Annotated in this window: 22 protein-coding genes; 13 read left to right on the top strand and 9 right to left on the bottom strand. The window is 66.5% G+C overall.

Annotation, left to right across the window (positions count from 1 at the left end; genetic code table 11):
• Positions 1 to 93: 93 nt before the first annotated feature.
• The 6 genes from ACQY5A_RS09385 (at position 94) to ACQY5A_RS09360 (ending at position 6,538) form a co-directional block, all read left to right on the top strand.
• Complete coding sequence (locus tag ACQY5A_RS09385; protein WP_428340107.1) at positions 94 to 675, top strand: DUF6676 family protein; 582 nt, start codon at positions 94 to 96, stop codon at positions 673 to 675.
• Positions 676 to 924: 249 nt separating this feature from the next.
• Positions 925 to 2,346 (top strand): NlpC/P60 family peptidoglycan endopeptidase RipA, encoded by a 1,422-nt coding sequence (ripA, locus tag ACQY5A_RS09380; protein WP_428340106.1) that lies wholly within the window; start codon positions 925 to 927, stop codon positions 2,344 to 2,346.
• Positions 2,347 to 2,392: 46 nt separating this feature from the next.
• Entirely contained in the window at positions 2,393 to 3,085 is a 693-nt protein-coding gene (ripB, locus tag ACQY5A_RS09375) for an NlpC/P60 family peptidoglycan endopeptidase RipB (RefSeq protein ID WP_428340456.1), read from the top strand.
• Positions 3,086 to 3,388: 303 nt separating this feature from the next.
• Positions 3,389 to 4,522, top strand: a complete 1,134-nt coding sequence (locus tag ACQY5A_RS09370; protein ID WP_428340105.1) for an AAA family ATPase — start codon at positions 3,389 to 3,391, stop codon at positions 4,520 to 4,522.
• A 50-nt stretch (positions 4,523 to 4,572) separates the two neighbouring features.
• Positions 4,573 to 5,484, top strand: a complete 912-nt coding sequence (locus ACQY5A_RS09365; RefSeq protein WP_428340455.1) for a DUF58 domain-containing protein — start codon at positions 4,573 to 4,575, stop codon at positions 5,482 to 5,484.
• Between the two features lie 46 nt (positions 5,485 to 5,530).
• Positions 5,531 to 6,538, top strand: coding sequence for a VWA domain-containing protein (locus ACQY5A_RS09360; RefSeq protein ID WP_428340104.1), 1,008 nt, complete (start codon positions 5,531 to 5,533; stop codon positions 6,536 to 6,538).
• Between the two features lie 59 nt (positions 6,539 to 6,597).
• On the opposite strand, the gene ACQY5A_RS09355 is transcribed toward ACQY5A_RS09360, so the two are convergent.
• Positions 6,598 to 7,449, bottom strand: a complete 852-nt coding sequence (locus tag ACQY5A_RS09355) for a hypothetical protein (RefSeq protein WP_428340103.1) — start codon at positions 7,447 to 7,449, stop codon at positions 6,598 to 6,600.
• Between the two features lie 154 nt (positions 7,450 to 7,603).
• On the opposite strand from ACQY5A_RS09355, the gene fabG1 reads away from it, so the two are divergent.
• From fabG1 to ACQY5A_RS09340, 3 genes are read left to right on the top strand one after another with little or no spacing between them, the layout of a single operon-like run.
• Positions 7,604 to 8,347 (top strand): 3-oxoacyl-ACP reductase FabG1, encoded by a 744-nt coding sequence (gene fabG1, locus ACQY5A_RS09350; RefSeq protein ID WP_428340102.1) that lies wholly within the window; start codon positions 7,604 to 7,606, stop codon positions 8,345 to 8,347.
• 33 nt (positions 8,348 to 8,380) lie between these two features.
• Entirely contained in the window at positions 8,381 to 9,190 is an 810-nt protein-coding gene (inhA, locus tag ACQY5A_RS09345) for an NADH-dependent enoyl-ACP reductase InhA (RefSeq protein WP_428340101.1), read from the top strand.
• Positions 9,191 to 9,196: 6 nt separating this feature from the next.
• Positions 9,197 to 10,225, top strand: a complete 1,029-nt coding sequence (locus ACQY5A_RS09340) for a ferrochelatase (protein WP_428340100.1) — start codon at positions 9,197 to 9,199, stop codon at positions 10,223 to 10,225.
• On the opposite strand, the gene ACQY5A_RS09335 is transcribed toward ACQY5A_RS09340, so the two are convergent.
• Entirely contained in the window at positions 10,222 to 11,079 is an 858-nt protein-coding gene (locus ACQY5A_RS09335) for a hypothetical protein (RefSeq protein WP_428340099.1), read from the bottom strand. The two genes, ACQY5A_RS09340 and ACQY5A_RS09335, sit on opposite strands and share 4 nt — an antisense overlap.
• A gap of 58 nt (positions 11,080 to 11,137) precedes the next feature.
• On the opposite strand from ACQY5A_RS09335, the gene ACQY5A_RS09330 reads away from it, so the two are divergent.
• The 4 genes from ACQY5A_RS09330 (at position 11,138) to ACQY5A_RS09315 (ending at position 14,670) form a co-directional block, all read left to right on the top strand.
• Positions 11,138 to 11,572 (top strand): NfeD family protein, encoded by a 435-nt coding sequence (locus ACQY5A_RS09330; protein ID WP_428340098.1) that lies wholly within the window; start codon positions 11,138 to 11,140, stop codon positions 11,570 to 11,572.
• A 26-nt stretch (positions 11,573 to 11,598) separates the two neighbouring features.
• Complete coding sequence (locus ACQY5A_RS09325) at positions 11,599 to 12,735, top strand: SPFH domain-containing protein (protein ID WP_428340097.1); 1,137 nt, start codon at positions 11,599 to 11,601, stop codon at positions 12,733 to 12,735.
• 1 nt (position 12,736) lies between these two features.
• Positions 12,737 to 13,093, top strand: a complete 357-nt coding sequence (locus tag ACQY5A_RS09320; protein WP_428340096.1) for a DoxX family protein — start codon at positions 12,737 to 12,739, stop codon at positions 13,091 to 13,093.
• Between the two features lie 245 nt (positions 13,094 to 13,338).
• Positions 13,339 to 14,670, top strand: coding sequence for an MFS transporter (locus tag ACQY5A_RS09315; protein ID WP_428340454.1), 1,332 nt, complete (start codon positions 13,339 to 13,341; stop codon positions 14,668 to 14,670).
• A gap of 53 nt (positions 14,671 to 14,723) precedes the next feature.
• Here ACQY5A_RS09315 and ACQY5A_RS09310 read toward each other — a convergent pair whose 3' ends face one another.
• From ACQY5A_RS09310 to ACQY5A_RS09280, 7 genes are all read right to left on the bottom strand, one after another.
• Positions 14,724 to 14,969, bottom strand: coding sequence for a hypothetical protein (locus ACQY5A_RS09310; RefSeq protein ID WP_428340095.1), 246 nt, complete (start codon positions 14,967 to 14,969; stop codon positions 14,724 to 14,726).
• Between the two features lie 196 nt (positions 14,970 to 15,165).
• Positions 15,166 to 15,426 (bottom strand): hypothetical protein, encoded by a 261-nt coding sequence (locus ACQY5A_RS09305; protein ID WP_428340094.1) that lies wholly within the window; start codon positions 15,424 to 15,426, stop codon positions 15,166 to 15,168.
• Positions 15,427 to 15,593: 167 nt separating this feature from the next.
• On the bottom strand, positions 15,594 to 15,884 hold the full coding sequence (locus ACQY5A_RS09300) for a hypothetical protein (RefSeq protein ID WP_428340093.1): 291 nt from the start codon (positions 15,882 to 15,884) through the stop codon (positions 15,594 to 15,596).
• Positions 15,885 to 16,042: 158 nt separating this feature from the next.
• On the bottom strand, positions 16,043 to 16,804 hold the full coding sequence (locus ACQY5A_RS09295; RefSeq protein WP_428340092.1) for a TVP38/TMEM64 family protein: 762 nt from the start codon (positions 16,802 to 16,804) through the stop codon (positions 16,043 to 16,045).
• A gap of 34 nt (positions 16,805 to 16,838) precedes the next feature.
• Positions 16,839 to 17,402, bottom strand: coding sequence for a NifU family protein (locus ACQY5A_RS09290; protein ID WP_428340091.1), 564 nt, complete (start codon positions 17,400 to 17,402; stop codon positions 16,839 to 16,841).
• Entirely contained in the window at positions 17,399 to 19,312 is a 1,914-nt protein-coding gene (gene feoB, locus ACQY5A_RS09285) for a ferrous iron transporter B (RefSeq protein WP_428340090.1), read from the bottom strand. Before feoB ends, ACQY5A_RS09290 begins: the two co-directional genes overlap by 4 nt.
• The gene (locus ACQY5A_RS09280; RefSeq protein WP_428340089.1) at positions 19,309 to 19,593 is read right to left on the bottom strand and encodes a FeoA family protein; all 285 of its coding nucleotides are present in this window, start codon (positions 19,591 to 19,593) and stop codon (positions 19,309 to 19,311) included. The genes feoB and ACQY5A_RS09280 overlap by 4 nt, the downstream gene beginning before the upstream one ends.
• Positions 19,594 to 19,618: the final 25 nt, after the last annotated feature.

Genomic DNA, 19,618 nt, shown 5'->3' with positions numbered 1-19,618 from the left:
CTTGTCCTGCATTGCGCCGGACTCAGAAATTTCTTCTCTTTCGGCCGGCCACCTGGTGTCACGCAGGCGTCGTCAGCCGGTACCGTTTCCTCCGTGACTACCCCGCACGCACCGCTCTACATACCTGGTGAACTCTGCGGCACCATCGGTCTCGATCCAGCGACCAAGCCCGACGACTGCCTGGCCGTGGTCCAGCAACAGGTCAGCACGGGAAACATCAGCGCACCACCGGCCGTCACGCCGGCGCTGCTCGACGTGATCAACCAGGCGCACAAGCACAACATCGATCTGAAGATCGTGGTGCTCGATCACAACCCGCCGAACGACACCCCGCTGCGGGACATCGCGACGGTGATCGGCTCCCAACATCCCGACGCGACCGTGCTGGTCCTGAGCCCGAACTTTGTCGGCACGTACAGCACCCACTTTCCGCGGGCGACGCTGGAGATCGGCGAGGACCACGCCAAGACCGGCAACACGGTGCTCTCCGCGCAGAATGTGTTGCATCAACTCGAGACGCCGCAGTTCCCCTGGACCCCATTCACCGTCGTGGTCCTGATCGGGGTTCTGGCCGCAGTCGTCGGCACCCGGTTCATACAACTGCGCGGCAGGCGGTCAGCAACGCCCACCGCGAGCGCCGCGGCCCCCGCAGACGGTGCTGATCACCACGCCTAACGGCAGTTATTCCGCGTGTGTCGCATAGCGTCGGCGCCGCCACCGCAAATGCGGGCTAATTAGTGATGTCACCGTAGGGTCACAGTTCTCAGAAGAACAGACTTGTAATTTGTGACATAAGTTTCAACTGGGTCAGATGTGACTTACCGTGCAGAGGATGCATTTGGTTTATTCGTGCTTCCAGTGATAACTGGGGTTCCGAATTTCCAGCGCCGCCCGCCCGCGTTGAGCCAAGGAGACCCGAGTCGAATGAGACGCAACTGCCGCGGCTCGTCTGTCCGATCGGCGACACCGTTCATCCTCCGGCTCTGCCCGGCGGTACTCAGCGTGGCCATGTTGCTGGGCACGCCTGGTCTGGCCAAAGCCGACCCGGACACGATGGCCAAGCTGATCGCCGACGTGGCGCAGGCCAATCAGCGCCTGCAGGATCTCAATGCGCAGATCCAGAGCGAGGAAGAGAGCGTCAATAAGGCGGTCGTCGATGTCGAGACGGCGCGCGACAACGCGGCGGCTGCGCAACACGATGTCGAAACCAGCCAGCACTCGGTCAAAGACGCCGACGTCGCAATTGCCGCCGCGCAGAAGCGGTTCGACCGTTTCGCGGTCGCCAGCTACGTCAACGGCCCGTCGGACAGCTACCTCACGGCCAGGAATCCCGACGACATGATCGCGACCGCGGCCGCCGGCCAGACCCTGGCTGCCGGATCGCAGCAGGTGATGGACAACCTGCAGCGCGCCCGCACCGAGCAACTCAACAAGGAATCCACCGCGCGGCTGGCCAAGCAGAAGGCCGACAAGTCCGTCGGGGACGCACAATCCAGCCAGAACGCGGCGGTGGCCGCGCTGACCGATGCCCAGCACAAGTTCGGTGAACAGCAGCAAGAAGTCACCCGACTGGCCGACGAACGTAGCGCGGCCCAATCCAGACTCGACGCCGCCCGCAATTGGACGGCATCCGCGGGCGGACCGGATGCCGGCCAGCGGGCGGTGTCGTCCCCCGGAGACCGATGGGACCCGGCCGCGCCGGGCTCGCCCAACCGGCCGCAGGGCAACGGTGCCAACTGGGACGGCGCGTGGGACCCGACGCTGCCGATGGTGCCCAGCGCCAACGTGCCCGGTGACCCGGTCGCGGTTCTCAACAAGGTCCTCGGGACGATGTCGACCTCGTCGGAGGTCACCTCCAACATGGGTCGCAGCTTCTTGCAGCAGCTCGGATTGGCGCCTACGCCATCAGGTTTCACCAACGGGAAGATCCCGCGGGTTTACGGTCGGCAGGCATCCGAGTATGTGATCCGCCGTGCCGGCTCGCAGATCGGTGTCCCGTATTCGTGGGGTGGTGGCACCGCGGCCGGCCCGGGCAAGGGCATCGGGTCGGGCTCGGGCACCACCGGCTTCGACTGCTCCGGCCTGATTCTCTACGCGTTCGCCGGTGTGGGCATCAAGCTGCCGCACTATTCGGGCGCGCAGTACGACCTCGGCCGCAAGATCCCGGCCTCGCAGATGCGCCGCGGCGACGTGATCTTTTACGGCCCCGGCGGCAGCCAGCACGTGACGCTCTATCTGGGCCAGGGGCAGATGCTCGAGGCCCCCGATGTCGGGCTGAAGGTCCGTATCGCGCCGGTCCGCACCAGCGGCATGACGCCGTACGTGATCCGCTACATCGAATACTGATGCGGTGAAAGGACTTATGCGCCAAGGGTTTGACGACTCGCGCGGTGTGCGCCGGACCAGGGTGGCCTGGCCGGTGCTGGTTGCTGTCAGCCTGCTGATCGGGCTGGCGGCTCCCGCGAACGCGGAGGACGGCGCGTGGGATCCGACGCTGCCGCCGACGATCAGCGCGGGGGCGCCGGGGGATCCGGTGGCCATGGCCAACCAGTCGCTGCAGGCCACCGCTCAGGCCACCCAGACGACGCTCGGCCTGGGACAGCAATTCCTCAGCGGCCTCGGAATCAACCTGGGCGGTAGTCCGCCCAGCACCGGCGCCAATGGGATCCCGCGGGTCTACGGCCGGCAGGCGGTCGAATATGTGATCCGCCGCGGCTCCTCGCAGATGGGCGTTCCGTATTCGTGGGGTGGTGGTACTCCCAACTCGCCGAGCAAGGGCATCGACTCCGGCGCCAACATCGTCGGGTTCGACTGCTCGGGCCTGGTTCGTTACAGCTTCGCCGGGGTGGGCGTGCTGCTGCCCAGGTTCTCCGGCGACCAGTACAAGGCCGGTCGGCACATTCCGCCCTCGCAGGCCAGGCGCGGCGACCTGATCTTCTACGGCCCGGGTGGAGGCCAGCACGTCACCATCTATCTGGGTAACGGTCAGATGCTGGAGGCGTCCGGGAGCGCCGGAAAGGTGACCGTCAGCCCGGTGCGCAAGGGCGGCATGACGCCGTTCCTGACCCGGATCATCGAGTACTGAGACGTGCTTTGGGTGGGCGCGGCCGGGGCTGGATTGCCCGGCTCGCCCCCTCGCCGCTGCGCGGCTGGGGGTGCCCCCACCGCAGGCCGCCCGCGGCCTGAATCGTCGCCGGGCGGGGCTAGATTGCCCGGCTCCTCCGCAGGCCGCCCGCGGCCTGAATCGTCGCCGGGCGGGCGGCCACGTCGACGGATCCCAACTGGCCTGGAATAGTTGAACCAGGGCACGCCGCTGCCCCGCGATGTTCGTGGTGCGAGCAGTCGTGTGTGATTGAGCTTTGGAAGGTTGAGCCGTGGAGGGTAATCGATGACATCAGCAGGCGGGCCGCCGCCGGGCACCAGCGGTTACTCGGGTCCGGGCAGCGCTTCAACGGCACCTGCGCACGCGGCCCCCGGCGGTGGCGGCAACGGCCTGGCGGCCGAAGTGCACACCTTGGAGCGGGCGATCTTCGAGGTCAAACGGATCATCGTCGGCCAGGACCAGCTCGTCGAGCGGATGCTTGTCGGCCTGCTGTCCAAGGGCCACGTCCTCCTCGAGGGTGTGCCTGGTGTCGCCAAGACGCTGGCTGTGGAGACCTTCGCGAAGGTGGTCGGCGGAACGTTCGCCCGCATCCAATTCACCCCCGACCTGGTGCCCACCGACATCATCGGTACCCGCATCTACCGGCAGGGCAAAGAAGAGTTCGACACCGAACTCGGCCCGGTTGTCGCCAACTTCCTGCTCGCCGACGAGATCAACCGTGCACCGGCCAAGGTGCAGTCGGCTCTGCTGGAGGTCATGCAGGAGCGCCAGGTGTCGATCGGTGGCAAGCGATTCCCGTTGCCCAACCCGTTCCTGGTGATGGCCACCCAGAACCCCATCGAGCACGAGGGCGTCTACCCACTGCCCGAGGCGCAGCGGGACCGCTTTCTATTCAAGATCAACGTGACCTACCCGTCGCCGGAGGAAGAGCGCGAGATCATCTACCGGATGGGCGTCAAGCCCCCGGAGCCCAAGCAGATCCTCGACACCGGTGATTTGCTGCGGTTGCAGGACCTCGCCGCGAACAACTTCGTGCACCACGCCCTGGTCGATTACGTCGTCCGGGTCGTGACCGCCACCCGGCACCCCGAACAACTCGGGATGAACGACGTCAAGAGCTGGATCTCGTTCGGCGCGTCGCCGCGTGCCTCGCTGGGCATCATCGCCGCGTCGCGTTCGCTGGCGCTGGTCCGTGGCCGCGACTACGTGATCCCGCAAGACATCGTCGAGGTGATCCCGGACGTGCTTCGGCACCGGCTGGTTCTCACCTACGACGCACTGGCTGACGAAATCTCGTCGGAAATTGTCATCAACCGGGTGCTGCAGACCATCGGGATGCCGCAGGTGAATGCCGTTCCGCAACAAGGTCATTCGGTGCCCCCGGCGATGCAGGCCGCGGGTGCGGCTAGCGGTCGGTGACCGATAGCAAATCCGCAGCGGACTCGTCTGCGGCCAATCGTCCGCCGTCGATGCAGCGCGGCAACATCGACGACCCCAAGCTGTCGGCCGCGTTGCGGACCCTCGAGCTCACGGTCAAACGCAAGCTCGACGGTGTGTTGCATGGGGACCACCTCGGCCTGATCCCGGGTCCGGGGTCGGAGCCAGGGGAGTCGCGCGAGTATCAGCCCGGCGACGACGTGCGCCGGATGGACTGGGCGGTCACCGCGCGTACCAGCCACCCGCATGTGCGGCAGATGATCGCCGACCGGGAACTGGAAACCTGGGTGGTGGTGGACCTGTCGGCGAGCCTGGACTTCGGCACGGCTATCTGCGAGAAGCGCGACCTGGCGGTGGCCGCCGCGGCTGCCATCACCTTCCTCAACAGTGGCGGCGGAAACCGGCTCGGCGCGGTGATTGCCAACGGCGAGAGGGTAACTCGGGTGCCGGCCCGCTCCGGGCGTCAGCACGAGCAGACGCTGTTACGCACCATCGCCACCATGCCCAAGGCTCCGGTCGGGGTGCGTGGTGATCTGTCGTTGGCCATCGACGCGCTGCGCCGTCCGGAACGCCGCCGCGGGATGGCAGTCGTCATCAGTGACTTCCTCGGACCGATCAACTGGATGCGGCCGATGCGGGCGATCGCCGCCCGCCACGAGGTGCTCGGCATCGAGATCCTCGACCCGCGCGACGTCGAGCTCCCCGACGTCGGCGATGTGCTCCTGCAGGACGCCGAGACGGGGCGCTCCCGCGAATTCACCATCGACGAGCAACTGCGCGACGACTTCGCGAAGGCCGCCGCGGCGCATCGCGCCGACGTGTCGCGCACCCTGCGCAGCTGCGGGGCGCCGCTGATGTCGCTGCGAACTGATCGAGATTGGATCGCCGACATCGTCCGTTTCGTCGAATCCCGCCGACGCGGTGCACTGGCGGGGCGCCAGTGACTCACGCTTTCTTCGCGGCGGGCCTTAACAGCAAGACGGGTCTGCTATGACATTGCCGTTGCTCGGGCCGATGACGCTTTCCGGGTTCTCGCACCCGTGGTTCTTCCTCTTCCTGCTGGTGATCCTGGCTCTGGCCGCGCTGTATGTGATCGCTCAGCTGGCCCGCCAGCGGCGCATGCTGCGGTTCGCCAACATGGAGCTGCTGGAAAGCGTTGCGCCCAAACAACCCACCCGATGGCGTCACCTGTCGGCGATCCTGCTGGTGGCCTCGCTGCTGCTGTTCACTGTCGCGATGGCCGGCCCGACCCACGATGTCCGGATTCCACGCAACCGCGCGGTCGTGATGCTCGTCATCGACGTCTCGCAGTCGATGCGGGCCACCGATGTCGAACCCAACCGGATGGCCGCGGCCGAAGTGGCGGCCAAGGAGTTCGCCGGTGAGCTGACCCCGGGCATCAACCTCGGCCTGATCGCCTACGCGGGAACGTCGACCGTGCTCGTCCAGCCGACCACCAACCGCGACGCGACCAAAGCCGCGCTGGACAAGCTGCAGTTCGCCGACCGCACCGCCACCGGCGAGGGCATCTTCACCGCGCTGCAGGCCATTGCGACCGTCGGCGCGGTGATCGGCGGGGGCGACACCCCGCCGCCGGCTCGTATCGTGCTGTTCTCCGACGGCAAGGAGACGATGCCGACGAACCCGGACAATCCGAAAGGGGCGTTCACCGCGGCTCGTACCGCTAAAGACCAGGGCGTGCCGATCTCGACGATCTCGTTCGGGACCCCGTACGGCTTCGTGGAGATCAACGGTCAGCGTCAGCCCGTCCCGGTCGACGACAGCACTATGAAGAAGGTCGCCGAGCTCTCCAATGGCAGCCATTACGACGCGTCGAACCTGCAGGAGCTCAAGCAGGTCTACGCCTCGCTGCAGGAGCAGATCGGCTACGAGACGATCCGGGGCGACGCGAGCGTCGGCTGGCTCCGGCTGGGTTCGCTGGTGCTGGCGTTGGCCGGGCTGGCAGCACTGCTGATCAACCGGCGGCTGCCGGCCTAGTCCGTTGGCCGGCGAGCGTAACGCCGCAGCGAAAAATCGCGGTGCTTCCGGCAGCAGCGTTACGCTGGGCGCCACCCGCGGCGGGCCATCGCCTCACGGACACGCCTCAGAACGTCCTGCGGATGGTCTTCGGCGATCACCCGAACGACGATCCAGCCGCGGCGGCCAAGCATTTCGGACCGCCGGATGTCCTTGACATACTGTGCGCGATCGGTTCGATGTTGGTCGCCGTCGTACTCGACGGCGACCAACATGTCTTCCCAGCCCATATCCAAATATGCTTCGGCATAGCCGAATTCGTTGCGAATAGCGATTTGAGTCTGCGGTGGAGGTAGCCCGTCGCCCAACAGCAACAGTCGCAGCCACGTCTCTCTCGGCGACTGGGCGCCGCCGTCGATCAACTCCAGGGCCACCCGGGCGCGACTCATCCCGCGGCGGCCTTTGTAGCGTTCGACGAGCAGGTCGATATCGGCAGGCTTCAGCTCGACCGCCTGCGCGAGCGCGTCAATGGCAGCGACCGACACGTCACGTGGATACCGTCGAGCCAGGTCGAGCGCGGTTCGAGCCGGACTGGTGATCCGCATGCCGTCCGCCAGGCCGACCTCGTCGCCTTCGATGCTTTCTTCCCAGACCCGTGCACCCTCGACCGGGCGGCGGTTGGTATCGATTATCGTCGCCGGCCAAGCAGGATTGATCCAACGCGCACCGTGCAGCGCGGACGCCGAGAAGCCGGCGAGTATCCCGCGCCGCCGCGATCGCAGCCAGCAAGCCTTCGCCCGTCGCACCGGCGTCAGCTGTAGTTCTTTGGCGAGGTACACATCCCGGTGCAGTGCGATGAACTTGGTCCGCAGCTCGTATGGCGTCACGTGGCCCGCGGCAAGCGCCTCGGTCCCTAGGAATGGCGAGTCCATGACCGGCAGTGTGCCGCGTCAGGCCGACACCATTGGCCAACGTAACGCCAGCGCGGGGAAACGCGGCGGATCGGGCTGTGGCGTTACGCTCGGGGCCCCCACACCAACGCCGGGCGATTTCGGCGATGCCGCGGTCAAGCGATAGGTTGTCGGGGTGACTGAGATAGCCACCGACGGCGGTAAGCCTGCGTTCGTACCTCGTTCGGTCCTGGTCACCGGCGGAAACCGCGGGATCGGGTTGGCCATCGCGCAGCGGCTGGCCGCGGACGGCCACAAGGTCGCCGTCACGCACCGCGGATCCGGCGCGCCCGAGGGATTGTTCGGCGTCGAGTGCGACGTCACCGACAACGACGCCGTCGATCGCGCCTTCGCCGCTGTCGAAGAGCATCAGGGCCCGGTCGAGGTCGTGGTGTCCAACGCCGGCGTCTCCGCGGACGCGTTCCTCATCCGGATGACCGAGGAGCGATTCGAAAAGGTCATCGACGCCAACCTCACCGGCGCGTTTCGGGTGGTCCAGCGGGCCTCGCGCAGCATGCAGCGGAAGCGGTTCGGCCGCCTGATCTTCATCGGCTCGGTCTCGGGGACGTGGGGCATCGGCAACCAGGCCAACTATGCGGCCTCCAAGGCCGGTGTGATCGGGATGGCCCGCTCGATTTCCCGAGAGCTGTCCAAGGCCAATGTGACGGCCAACGTGGTCGCTCCGGGCTACATCGACACCGACATGACGCGCTCGCTGGACGAACGAATCCAGGAGGGTGCGCTGGATTTCATCCCGGCGAAGCGGGTCGGTACCGCCGCCGAGGTCGCCGGGGTCGTCAGCTTCCTCGCGTCGGAGGATGCGAGCTACATCTCCGGTGCGGTCATCCCGGTCGACGGCGGTATGGGCATGGGCCACTGAATGATTCACGAGAACTGAAGAACTGGGACGGACATGGCAGGACTGCTCGAAGGTAAACGGATCCTGGTCAGCGGGATCATCACCGACGCGTCGATCGCGTTTCACATCGCCAGGGTGGCCCAGGAAGAGGGCGCTCAGCTGGTGCTGACCGGATTCGACCGGCTGCGGTTGATCCAGCGCATCGCCGACCGGCTGCCGGAGAAGGCGCCGCTGATCGAGCTCAACGTGCAAGACGAAAAGCATCTCGACACACTCGCTGAGCGCGTGACCGCCGAGATCGGCGAGGGCAACAAGCTCGACGGCGCCGTGCACTCCATCGGCTTCATGCCGCAGACCGGGATGGGTATCAACCCGTTCTTCGACGCGCCTTACGAGGATGTCTCCAAAGGTATTCACATCTCGGCGTATTCGTACGCCTCGCTGGCCAAGGCTCTGCTGCCGATCATCAATCCCGGGGGCTCGATCGTCGGAATGGACTTCGACCCGACGCGGGCCATGCCGGCGTACAACTGGATGACGGTGGCCAAGAGCGCGCTGGAGTCGGTCAACCGCTTCGTCGCGCGCGAAGCCGGTAAGTACGGTGTCCGGTCGAATCTTGTTGCCGCAGGCCCGATTCGGACGTTGGCGATGAGCGCCATCGTCGGAGGCGCGCTCGGCGACGAGGCGGGCGCCCAGATGCAGTTGCTCGAAGAGGGCTGGGACCAGCGCGCTCCGATCGGGTGGAACATGAAAGACCCGACACCGGTGGCCAAGACGGTGTGTGCACTGCTGTCCGAGTGGCTGCCGGCCACCACCGGGTCGATCATCTACGCCGACGGCGGCGCCAGCACGCAGTTGCTTTAGTACGCAATGGACTTCGATGCCGTTTTGCTGCTGTCCTTCGGGGGCCCAGAAGGTCCGGAACAGGTGCGACCGTTCCTGGAGAACGTCACCCGGGGCCGCAATGTGCCATCGGAACGGCTCGACGACGTGGCGCAGCACTACCTGCACTTCGGCGGGGTGTCGCCGATCAACCGGATCAACCGAGAGCTGATCGCCACGCTGCAGGCGGCGCTGGACATCCCGGTCTACTTCGGCAACCGCAACTGGGGTCCGTACGTCGAGGATGCGGTTGCGGCCATGCGCGACAACGGTATTCGGCGTGCAGCGGTATTCACCACGTCGGCGTGGAGTGGATACTCGGGCTGCAGTCAATATGCCGAGGATCTCGACAGGGCCCGGCGCGCGGTCGGTCCCGATGCGCCCGAGCTGGTCAAACTGCGGCGCTACTTCGACCACCCGCTCTTCATCGAGATGTTCGCCGACAACGTCGTCGAAGCGGCGGGCACTGTGCCCACCGGCGCGCGGCTGGTGTTCACCGCGCACTCGGTGCCGGTGGCCGCCGACGACCGCCTCGGACCACAGCTGTACAGCCGCCAAGTGCGTTATGCCGCAAAGCTTGTCGCCGTGAGGGCGGGATACGACGACTACGACGTGGTCTGGCAGTCACGGTCGGGCCCGCCGCAAGTGCCGTGGCTGGAACCGGACGTGGCCGACCACGTAGCCGCCCTCACCGCGGCCGGCACGAAGGCCGTCATCGTCTGCCCGATCGGTTTCGTCGCCGACCACATCGAGGTGGTGTGGGACCTCGACACCGAGCTACGGGAGCAAACCGATGCGGCCGCGGTCGCGTTGGCCCGGGTGAGCACGCCCAACGCCGACCCACGGTTCGCTCAGCTTGCGGTGGACCTGATCGACGAACTTCGCGGCGACCGGGGTCCCGCCCGAGTGAGCGGACCGGACCCGGTGCCCGGCTGCGCGGCTGGTATCAACGGGCAGCCGTGCCGCCCGCCGCACTGCGCCGCTGAGGTCTGGCCGGCCCAGTCGGGTCAGGACTAGCGCTGCCAGGCGGCGTGCAGAATCGCGGTGAGCGCAGCCGTTCTCGCCGATCGCACGACCGCGGCCAACGGCCGCAACGCGTCAGTGGCGATCTGTGCCTCCGAAAGCGACTGGGTGCCGATTCTGCTCAGCCCGGCGCTGACGGCGATGATCGCGTCGACATGGGCGGCGTTCTCCAGCACTCGCAGTGCCCGTGACGGCGCCGGTTCGGGAATCTGGTGGTGCCGAGTCGATTCCAGCAACTGCTCTACCATTCCACGCGGATCGTCGACATCGACTCCGGCCGAGCCGAGCCCGATGGTGGTGAGGGTGTCCGCGGCGGATCGCACAGCCAGCCGTAGGTCGTATTCGGCCTCGCCCAACTCGATGCGGTCGATCACCGGGGCGTTGGGCAGCGAGTACACCGTCCAGGACAGCGCCGCGAGTTCCGGTGCCTCGAATTCGTCCCCGGAGTCGCCGTACTCGAATTCGGGCACCAGGCCGACGGCCTTGCCGGGATCGTCCGGGTGGGTCACGATAACCGCCTCACCCGCGGTGATCGCGTCGCGCCCGAACTGGCTGCCTGGCGGCAGGCGCCGGACGTCGCCGGGAATCGGCAGCACCACCGTGATCGACGGTTCGCCCGTTGCTGGGCGTCCAGCGGCCATCCGCAGCGTCTGGAGCAGCGAGACTACTCCCGCGTCATGGACGTCGGGCCACGGAAGCCCGGTATGCCCAGCCGCGACCGCGTCATAGGCGGTAACGGATTGTGTTGGCGCCCAACACGATAACGCGTCAAGGACGTCATCGGGCGCAGCCTGGCCGGCCAGCCAGGCATTGGCCCAGACCGAGAGCGTTGCGCTTGGGCACCACATGGATTGGCAGTCTAGTTGTTCACCATGGGTGTGGCCGAGCACGCGATATCCTGACGGCATGTCTGCGGCTGTGATCTGGCTCATCGTCGCGTTGGGGCTGGCCGGTACCGAGGCGCTGACCGGGGACATGTTCCTGCTCATGTTGGGTGGCGGCGCGCTGGCCGCGGCCGGATCCAGCTGGCTGCTGGGCGCGCCGATCTGGGTCGACGGCGCGGTGTTCCTGGTGGTGTCGGTGCTGCTGCTGGCGTTGGTGCGGCCCGAGCTGAGACGGCGCCTGACCCCGCCGAAAAGCCTGTCGACAGGAATCGAAGCGCTGGAAGGCAAGCCCGCGCTGGTGCTCGACCACGTGACGCGCGATGCGGGCCAGGTGAAATTGGACGGTCAGGTGTGGACCGCGAGGCCAATGAATGAGGGTGACGAGTTCGAGCCCGGCGAACGGGTCACCGTCATGCGTATCGATGGGGCCACCGCGGTGGTCTGGAAAAGTCCGTAATCTTTTGAAGAACTAGGAGAAATCTCATGGCCGCTAGTGCCGGGTTGTTGCTGTTCGCTGTATTGGTGGTGTTCGCAATCATCGTGGTGGCCAAGTCGGTGACGCTGATCCCGCAGGCCGAGGCCGCGGTGATCGAACGGCTGGGTCGCTACAGCCGCACGATCAGTGGGCAGCTGACCCTGCTGATCCCGTTCATCGATCGGGTCCGCGCCCGGGTGGACCTGCGCGAACGGGTGGTGTCGTTCCCGCCGCAGCCGGTGATCACCGAGGACAACCTGACGCTGAACATCGACACGGTGGTGTATTTCCAGGTCACCGTGCCACAGGCAGCCGTCTACGAGATCAGCAACTACATCGTCGGCGTCGAGCAGCTGACCACCACCACGCTGCGCAACGTGGTCGGTGGCATGACGCTGGAGCAGACCCTGACCTCCCGCGACAAGATCAACGGTCAGCTGCGCGGCGTGCTCGACGAGGCGACCGGCCGGTGGGGTCTGCGGGTGGCCCGGGTAGAGCTGCGCAGCATCGACCCGCCGCCGTCGATTCAAGCTTCGATGGAAAAGCAGATGAAGGCCGACCGGGAGAAGCGGGCGATGATCCTGACTGCCGAAGGGAATCGGCAGGCCGCGATCACGGAGGCCGAAGGCGCCAAGCAAGCACAGATTCTGGCCGCCGAGGGCGCAAAGCAGGCCGCGATCCTGTCCGCCGAGGCCGGTCGGCAGTCTCAGATGCTGCGCGCTCAGGGTGAGCGCGCCGCGGCCTATATGCGGGCGCAGGGGCAGGCCAAGGCAATCGAGAAGACGTTCGCCGCGATCAAGGCCGGCCGGCCCACCCCGGAGATGCTGGCCTACCAGTATCTGCAGACCCTGCCGGAGATGGCGCGCGGCGATGCCAACAAAGTGTGGGTAGTGCCCAGCGACTTCAACGCGGCGTTGCAGGGTTTCGCCAAGCAGCTGGGCACTCAGGGCCAGGACGGGGTGTTCCGGTACGAGCCATCGCCGGTCGACACCACCCCGGCGCCAGAGCATGACGACGAGGACATGGAGGGCTGGTTCTCCACCGAGACCGACCCGGCGATCGTCCAGGCGGTAGCCAAGGCGGAGGCGGACGCGCGTCTGACCTCAGACGGCACGTTGCCGCCCCAGCACGAGCTGAGGCCGTGACATGAGCGCTCTGACGTCGCCGAAGACCTATGCGGGTTTGGCTGCATTCCAGGCCGTCGACGCCGTAGCGTGTGCGATCCCGGTCGCGCCGATCGCGAAAACCCTTGACAGTCTTGGAGTTCCGCAAGACATCCGGTGGATATTTCCGGTCTCGAAAGCGGCCTCGGCGATCGGACTGGTTTCCGCCAGCCGGTTTCCGGGGTTGGCGCGCCTCACCACGGCCATGCTGACGCTGTACTTCGTGCTCGCCGTCGGCGCCCACCTCCGGGTCCGTGATCGCCTCGTCAACGTCATACCGGCTGCGTCGTTTCTGGCGACGTACGCGGCGCTGACCGCCAAGGGACCGGACCAGGCTTAACGCGGCGGGCTTGTCAGGGCTCGCCTCTACCATCGCCGCAAGTGGTGGGACGAGCGCGATCGGAGACAGGCATGAGGGTGCTGGTTGCCCAACCGTTCCGTAGGCGGCATTGACCGCGTCGCGTTCAAAATGGCAGGCAATGGGTACCTAACGCCGCGATGAATACTGCGCGCCGGTTGCCCGGTCTGGGTCGGCGGCGCCGGCGCAGATGGACCCTCGACCAGATCCAGGTTGCCGACCCCGAGATGACGCGTCGGTCCATCAAGGGCGCGTCGATCGGCAACTTCATGGAGTGGTACGACTTCGGCGTCTACGGCTACATCGCCACCACGATTGCGCAGGTCTTCTACCCCGGCAACAGCGTCAGCTCGGTCCATCTGATCGCCACGTTCAGCACGCTGGCAGCAGCGTTCGTGGTGCGTCCCATCGGGGGGTTCATCTTCGGCCCGCTCGGTGATCGGATCGGCCGTAAGCGGGTGCTGATGATCACCATCGTGCTGATGACGATCGGCACCACGGGGACGGGGTTGCTGCCGACCTACAGCGCCATCGGCGTTTGGGCGCCGATCCTGCTCGTCGTCGGACGAGTCTTTCAGGGGCTGTCCACCGGCGGCGAGTACGTCGGCGCGATGACCTACGTCGTCGAGCAGGCGCCGGATCGCAAACGCGGAATGATCGTCGGCTTCCTGCCGCTGGGCAATCTCGGCGGGTTCATCGCCGCGGGTCTGATGGTCACCGCGCTGCAGGCCTGGCTGCCCAGCCACGACTGGCTGACCTGGGGATGGCGAGTGCCGCTATTACTGAGCGCGCCGCTGGGCGTCATGGCAATAGTCCTGCGGATGAGGCTGGAGGAGTCTCCTGCCTTCCAGGAGGCACAGCGAAACGCCGAAGCCGCCGGCGAAGAGTCGCAGGGGTACCGCCAGACGATCGCCGAGCAGTGGAGGCCGATGCTGATTTGCGCGGCACTGGTCTACACCTCCAACGCCGCCGATTACATGTTGACCGGGTACCTGCCGACCTACTTGGGGGTCGTCGTCCACCTCGGACACTCAGCCGGGCTGGCGATGATCACCGGGGCGTTGACCATCCTGGCGATCCTGCTGGTGTTCGTCGCTGCGCTGTCCGACCGGATCGGGGTGAAACCCATCATGCGGACGGGTTGTGTGCTGTTGATCGCGGCGTCGATCCCGGCCTTCCTCCTCATCCGACACGGCGGCGGCTACCCGCTGATTTTTCTCGGCGTGCTGCTGATCGGTCTGATGGAACTGTGCTTCGACAGCACCTCGCCTGCCACGATGCCGGCACTGTTTCCGACCAAAGTCCGCAACGGAGCGCTGGCCATCTCCTACAACGTCTCGATATCGGCCTTCGGCGGGACGACGCCGCTGGTTGCCCAAGCGTTGGTCGCAGGCACCGGCAACCCGATGGTGCCGGCGTACATGCTCATGGTGGCCGGGTTGGTCGGCATTGTGACGCTGGCGTTCACCCCCGAGGTCGCCGGCAAGCGGCTTCCTGGGTCGCCGCCGACGGTCGAGACCGAGCAAGAAGCCCGCGACTTGGTCGAGGGGTTCGACTAGCTCTACTCGTGCCGCCGGCCCGAAACTGGCTCAGTAGTGGGTCTTTCGCTCTGTCAATTTCCGGGTGCCTTGGTCTGGTTCTGGCCGCCGTGCGCTCCGCCGGGCCCGACGCCAGGGCGCGGAATGTTTGTCGTTGCCGGTGAGGATGCGTCCGGACCCTTCATCGCCGGTCCACCCGGTGCCGGGGACGGCGGCGGGTCCAGCGGAAATGCGCTGACCGGGCCGACGCCGAAGGTGAATGCTGATATGCCGACGGCGGCGGCAATAACCGCAGTCTTGGCCTTGCGCGAAATATCCATGGCTCGTGTTCCTTCGTGTGTTTTCATTTGTCGCGCTTGATCGGCTGGGCGACACCGAAATCACCCTCGCCACGCTGCGCGAACGCCAGTTTGCCGAGTACCCAGATTTGGGGAGATAACCACGTGCCGAGCGCTGAGAAAACTTCGCTAAGAAATGGGAGAACTCGCCGAGTCGGCTAAGCCGACGCCGGCTCGATCAGGAGCGGCCGGCACACGGCGGCAAGAACCCCGGTACTCCGCCGCCGCCTCGAGGGTTACCGCCCCCGGAACGCCCGTACCGCCAGCATTTTTCGGCTGGAAGGCCCGGCGCCGGACCGCCGGGATCCGGCTGCACCACCGGAACACCCGGAGGCGGATCGGACGGGGCGGCGCTGACGAGGGCCATCCCGCCGGTCGACAACGACATGCCGACGCCGACGGCGATCGCCGCCGCGGCGGATACGCGCTTGAAATTCATGGTGCGGGTGCCTCCCCAGACTGTCACCACGCTGGTTATCAGCTGCCTAGCCGGCTACGTGGCAAAAACCAACGGCGAAGTATCTCACCGTCTTGCCCTTCGAATCGTGGTAACGCCCAATACTAGACCTGACATGCGGCTATTGCGAGAAGGCAAATGCGACGCGGTCAGCTTGGCAGCGGTGCGGACACCTTGCATTGCGGCAGGTATCCCGGAACCCCTCCGCCGCCCAAGGGGCTGCCCGGCCCGACGCGCCCGTAGGCCCAGCATTTTGCGGCCGGAATGCCCCATTGGCCATCCGCATCCTGCTGGCAGGAAGGGCAATTCGGGGGCGGGCCCGTCGGCGCGGCGTTGGCCGACCCTATCCAGGTGGTCAGCGTTGACACGCTGACGGCGATCGCCGCCGCTGCGGCTATGCGCTTGGAGTTCATGGTGCGGGTGCCTCCCCAGACTGTCACCACGCTGGTTACTAGCTGCCTAGTCGCTGAGCGGAAGACCAACGGCGATCTGTCGCCGTCTTGCCGTCTCGAATTGTGGTAACGCCCAATTCTATACGTGACCTGTGGCTATGGCGAGGAGCGAAATACGCGGATCCGGATTCGGCCGCCGAGCCCGATCAGCCGCGCAACGCCTTATCGGCGGTGTCGTCGACGTCGGTTGCCGGCGCGCGGTGATGCCGACGGTGCAGACGAATCTCGTACGCCAACAACGCCATTCCGACGAGGCCGGTGCACAGCGATATGAGAAAAAGCAGCGGGCTGACGTGACCGGTGAGCGCGTCGCCCAAGGTCACCACCGCCGCCGTGCCTGGTAACACGCCCCCAACGGTCGCCAGCGTGTACGGCAGTACCCGAACTGCGGACGCGCCCGCGGCATAGTTCAGCGGGGCGAACGGCACCGCGGGAATCAGCCTCAGCGACATGACCGCAACCCATCCGCGTTCGCGCAGTCGGGCATCCACCATCTCGATCGCTTGATGGCGGACCAGCCGGCTGAGTTGCCAGCCGGCCGCCCGGACCAACTCCAGCGCGATCACCGCGCTGGCCGTGCTGGCGGCCACCGCGAGCGTCACCCCGAGTACGGGCCCGAACAACAACCCAGCCGCCAGCGTGAACGCCGTACGCGGAAACGGCAACACGGTCACCACGATGTGAGCAGCCAGAAAAGCCAGCGGAAACCACGGACCCATCGATGTCGACCAGTCCCTCAACTCCACCGCTGTCGGCAACCGGACCAGCAGCGCGATGGCGACCACGGCGATTGCCACCGCGGCGGTCAGGACCAAGCGACGGGTGGACAGCTGACGAGCGGTGGCCACGATCGTCAAGCCCAGCGCGCGCAGCGTGTCCAAGGTTCGGGTGATGGCGGGCCGCGTCACGCGCCACAGCCTACGGCGCCATCGAGCAGGACCGTCAGCGGACGAACAACGAGAGCAGCTTTCTGCCCAATGGCACTGCCGCCGACTCGTTTTCGGCGTGCACCGACACCGTGCGGCCCCACTGCCGGCGCAACTCGTGCTGCAGCTTGTCATGCAAGGTGGCCGCTGCCGCCGGGCAGCCGTGGCACGCCCCGGACAACCGCACCTTGACGTTGTCGCCGTCGACCGACACCAACTCGATCGACCCGCCGTGGGAAGCGGCGAGCGCGCCAATCGGTCCGGCGAGTAGTTCGGCGGCGATCGCCGCCAGCCCACCGTCGTCGGGCGCATCGACGCTCCAGCCCGCCGGATCGAGCAGGGCGTCGCACAGCGCTCGACGCACGTCATCGCCCCATTCTCGCCAGCTGTTGCCAGCGTGCAGCGTGATCACCACATCGGCTGGGCGAACCTCGATGTGGTCGATGACACCGTCGCCGAGCAGGGCGCCGAGGCGCCCCGGTGCCTGACGTACTGCGCCGCGGGCCGGCAACCGGTCTGCAGCAGCCGCCCAGCGGAGTTGTTGCGGGTTCGCGGTGGCGGTGGCGTGGATGGGAATCATGCGCCCAGTCCGATCGCGATCGAGCGCGCGGCGAAGGCCATGCCCCAGGCGAGGACGAACATGTAGCCGAAGGCGAACGCGGGCCATCGCCAGCTGTTGGTTTCCCGACGCATCACCGCGATCGTCGACATGCACTGCAGCGCGAACATGAAATAGACCATCAGCGCGATCACCGTGGGCGCGGTGAAGATTCGACTGCCGTGGTCGTCGGTCATGGTGGCCAGCGCTTGCTCTGGAGCCGCCGGATCGGTCGCGGCCGCCACCTGGCCCAGCGTCGAGACGAACACTTCGCGGGCTGACAGCGAGCCGACCAGTGCGATGTCGGTCCGCCAGTCGAAACCCAGCGGCGAAAACACCGGTGCCACAGCATGACCCACGTCCGCAGCGTAGCTGTGATTCATCACGTACGCGGTGGCCTCGGTCGACGACATGCCCCGGGTCTGCGCCTCCCGGACGGGCAGGTTGAGCAGCGCCCACAACACCAGTGAGGTGGCCAGGATGATGGTTCCGGCTTTGCGCAGAAACATACTGGTGGCGCTCCACATCGCGGCCAGCATCGCCTGCGGGGACGGGAGCCGATAGGGCGGAAGCTCCATGGTGAACGGCAGCAGATCGCCGCGCAGAACCGTCGACTTGACCAGCAACGCCGCGACCAACGCGGACAACCCGCCACCGACATACAGCAGGAACATCGTGACGCCTTGCGCGCTGAACCCCCACCAGTGCGTCTGCGGAGCCACCAGCAGACCGATCAGCAAGGTGTAGACCGGAAGCCGCGCCGAGCAGGTCATCAATGGCGCGGTGACGATGGTGGCGATCCGGTCTCGCGACGACGGCAGGGTCCGGGTGGCCATGATCCCGGGGATCGCGCATGCATACGACGACAGCATGGCGACGAATGCGCGGCCTTCCAGGCCGGTCTTGGCCATCACGCGGTCCATCAGGAACGCCGCCCGCGACATGTAGCCGACGTTCTCCAGGAAAGCGAGCAGGCAGAACAGCAACACGATCTGCGGAATGAACTGCAGCACCGTGCCGACGCCGCCGATGATGCCCTGGCTGAGCAGACCGCGGACGATCGGATTGCCGACATGGTCGGCGACCTGGCCGCCCAGCCAGGTCAGGGCGTTGCCGATACCGTCGCGCAGGGGCGCTGCGGCGGTGAACAGCACCTGGAAGAAGTAGAACATCACCGCGAAGAAGATGATCGTGCCCCACAACGGGTGCAGCAGCACCCGGTCGATTCGCCTGGTGCGTTGATCCGCTTGCGGGGCAACGTATTCGGAGGCGTCGAGCACCGACTGGCCCCAGGCGTCGATGTCGTCCTGGCCGGTCGGTGGCAGCACCGGCGGGCGCTGCCACTGATCGAACGACGCCAGCTGTGATCGCAGGTCGTCGATTCCTGACCCGCGATGCGCGACGACCGCCGCCACCGGGATACCCAGCGCCGTCGACATCGCCGCCACGTCGATGCGGCCGCCGCGAGAGGCCAGTTCGTCGCCCATGGTCAGCGCCAACAGACACGGCAGATCGAGCCGCAGCACCTGGCCGATCAACAGGATCGACCGACGAAGCGTGGTGGCGTCGGCGACCAACACCAGCGCGTCGGGCGCATCGACGCCGGGGTAGGTGCCGGCCAACAGGTCGGTCACCACCTGCTCGTCCGGGCTGATCGGGTCGAGGCTGTAGGTACCGGGTAGGTCCTCGATTGCAATCGAGACGCCGTCGACGCTGGTGGTGCCGACGCTGCGTCCCACAGTGACGCCCGGGTAGTTGCCGGTCTTGGCGCGCAGCCCGGTGAGATGGTTGAAGACGCTGGTCTTGCCGGAATTGGGACTGCCGACCAACGCCACTCGCCGGATGCCGGCAACGGCAACCTGGGAGCCTTCGACGTCATGGCAAGCGGTCATCGGTCTGCTTCGGGAAGCACTTCGATGAGCTGCGCCTCGCGGCGGCGCAGGCACAGCTCGGTGTCGTGTACCCGATATATGGTCGGATCGCCCAGCGGCGCCCGACGGATGACGTCGACGTGAGCCCTCGCTCGAAAGCCCAACTGTCCCAAACGCTTCGCAATGAGCGGGTTCGCCTGCGCGACCGTGCCGACCACCGTGGCACGGTTTCCGGGCGTCAATTCGGCGAGCACGATCACCGAGTCGGACTGATCGCGTGCGCTCTGCGGTGGAGTACGCATGATCACCCTAACGTTAGCCGTTCTA

The organism is Mycobacterium sp., assembly GCF_965277065.1.
Lineage (GTDB): Bacteria > Actinomycetota > Actinomycetes > Mycobacteriales > Mycobacteriaceae > Mycobacterium.
The sequence above is the reverse complement of the archived record's forward strand: the minus strand, read 5'-3'. Positions and strand labels throughout refer to the sequence as shown.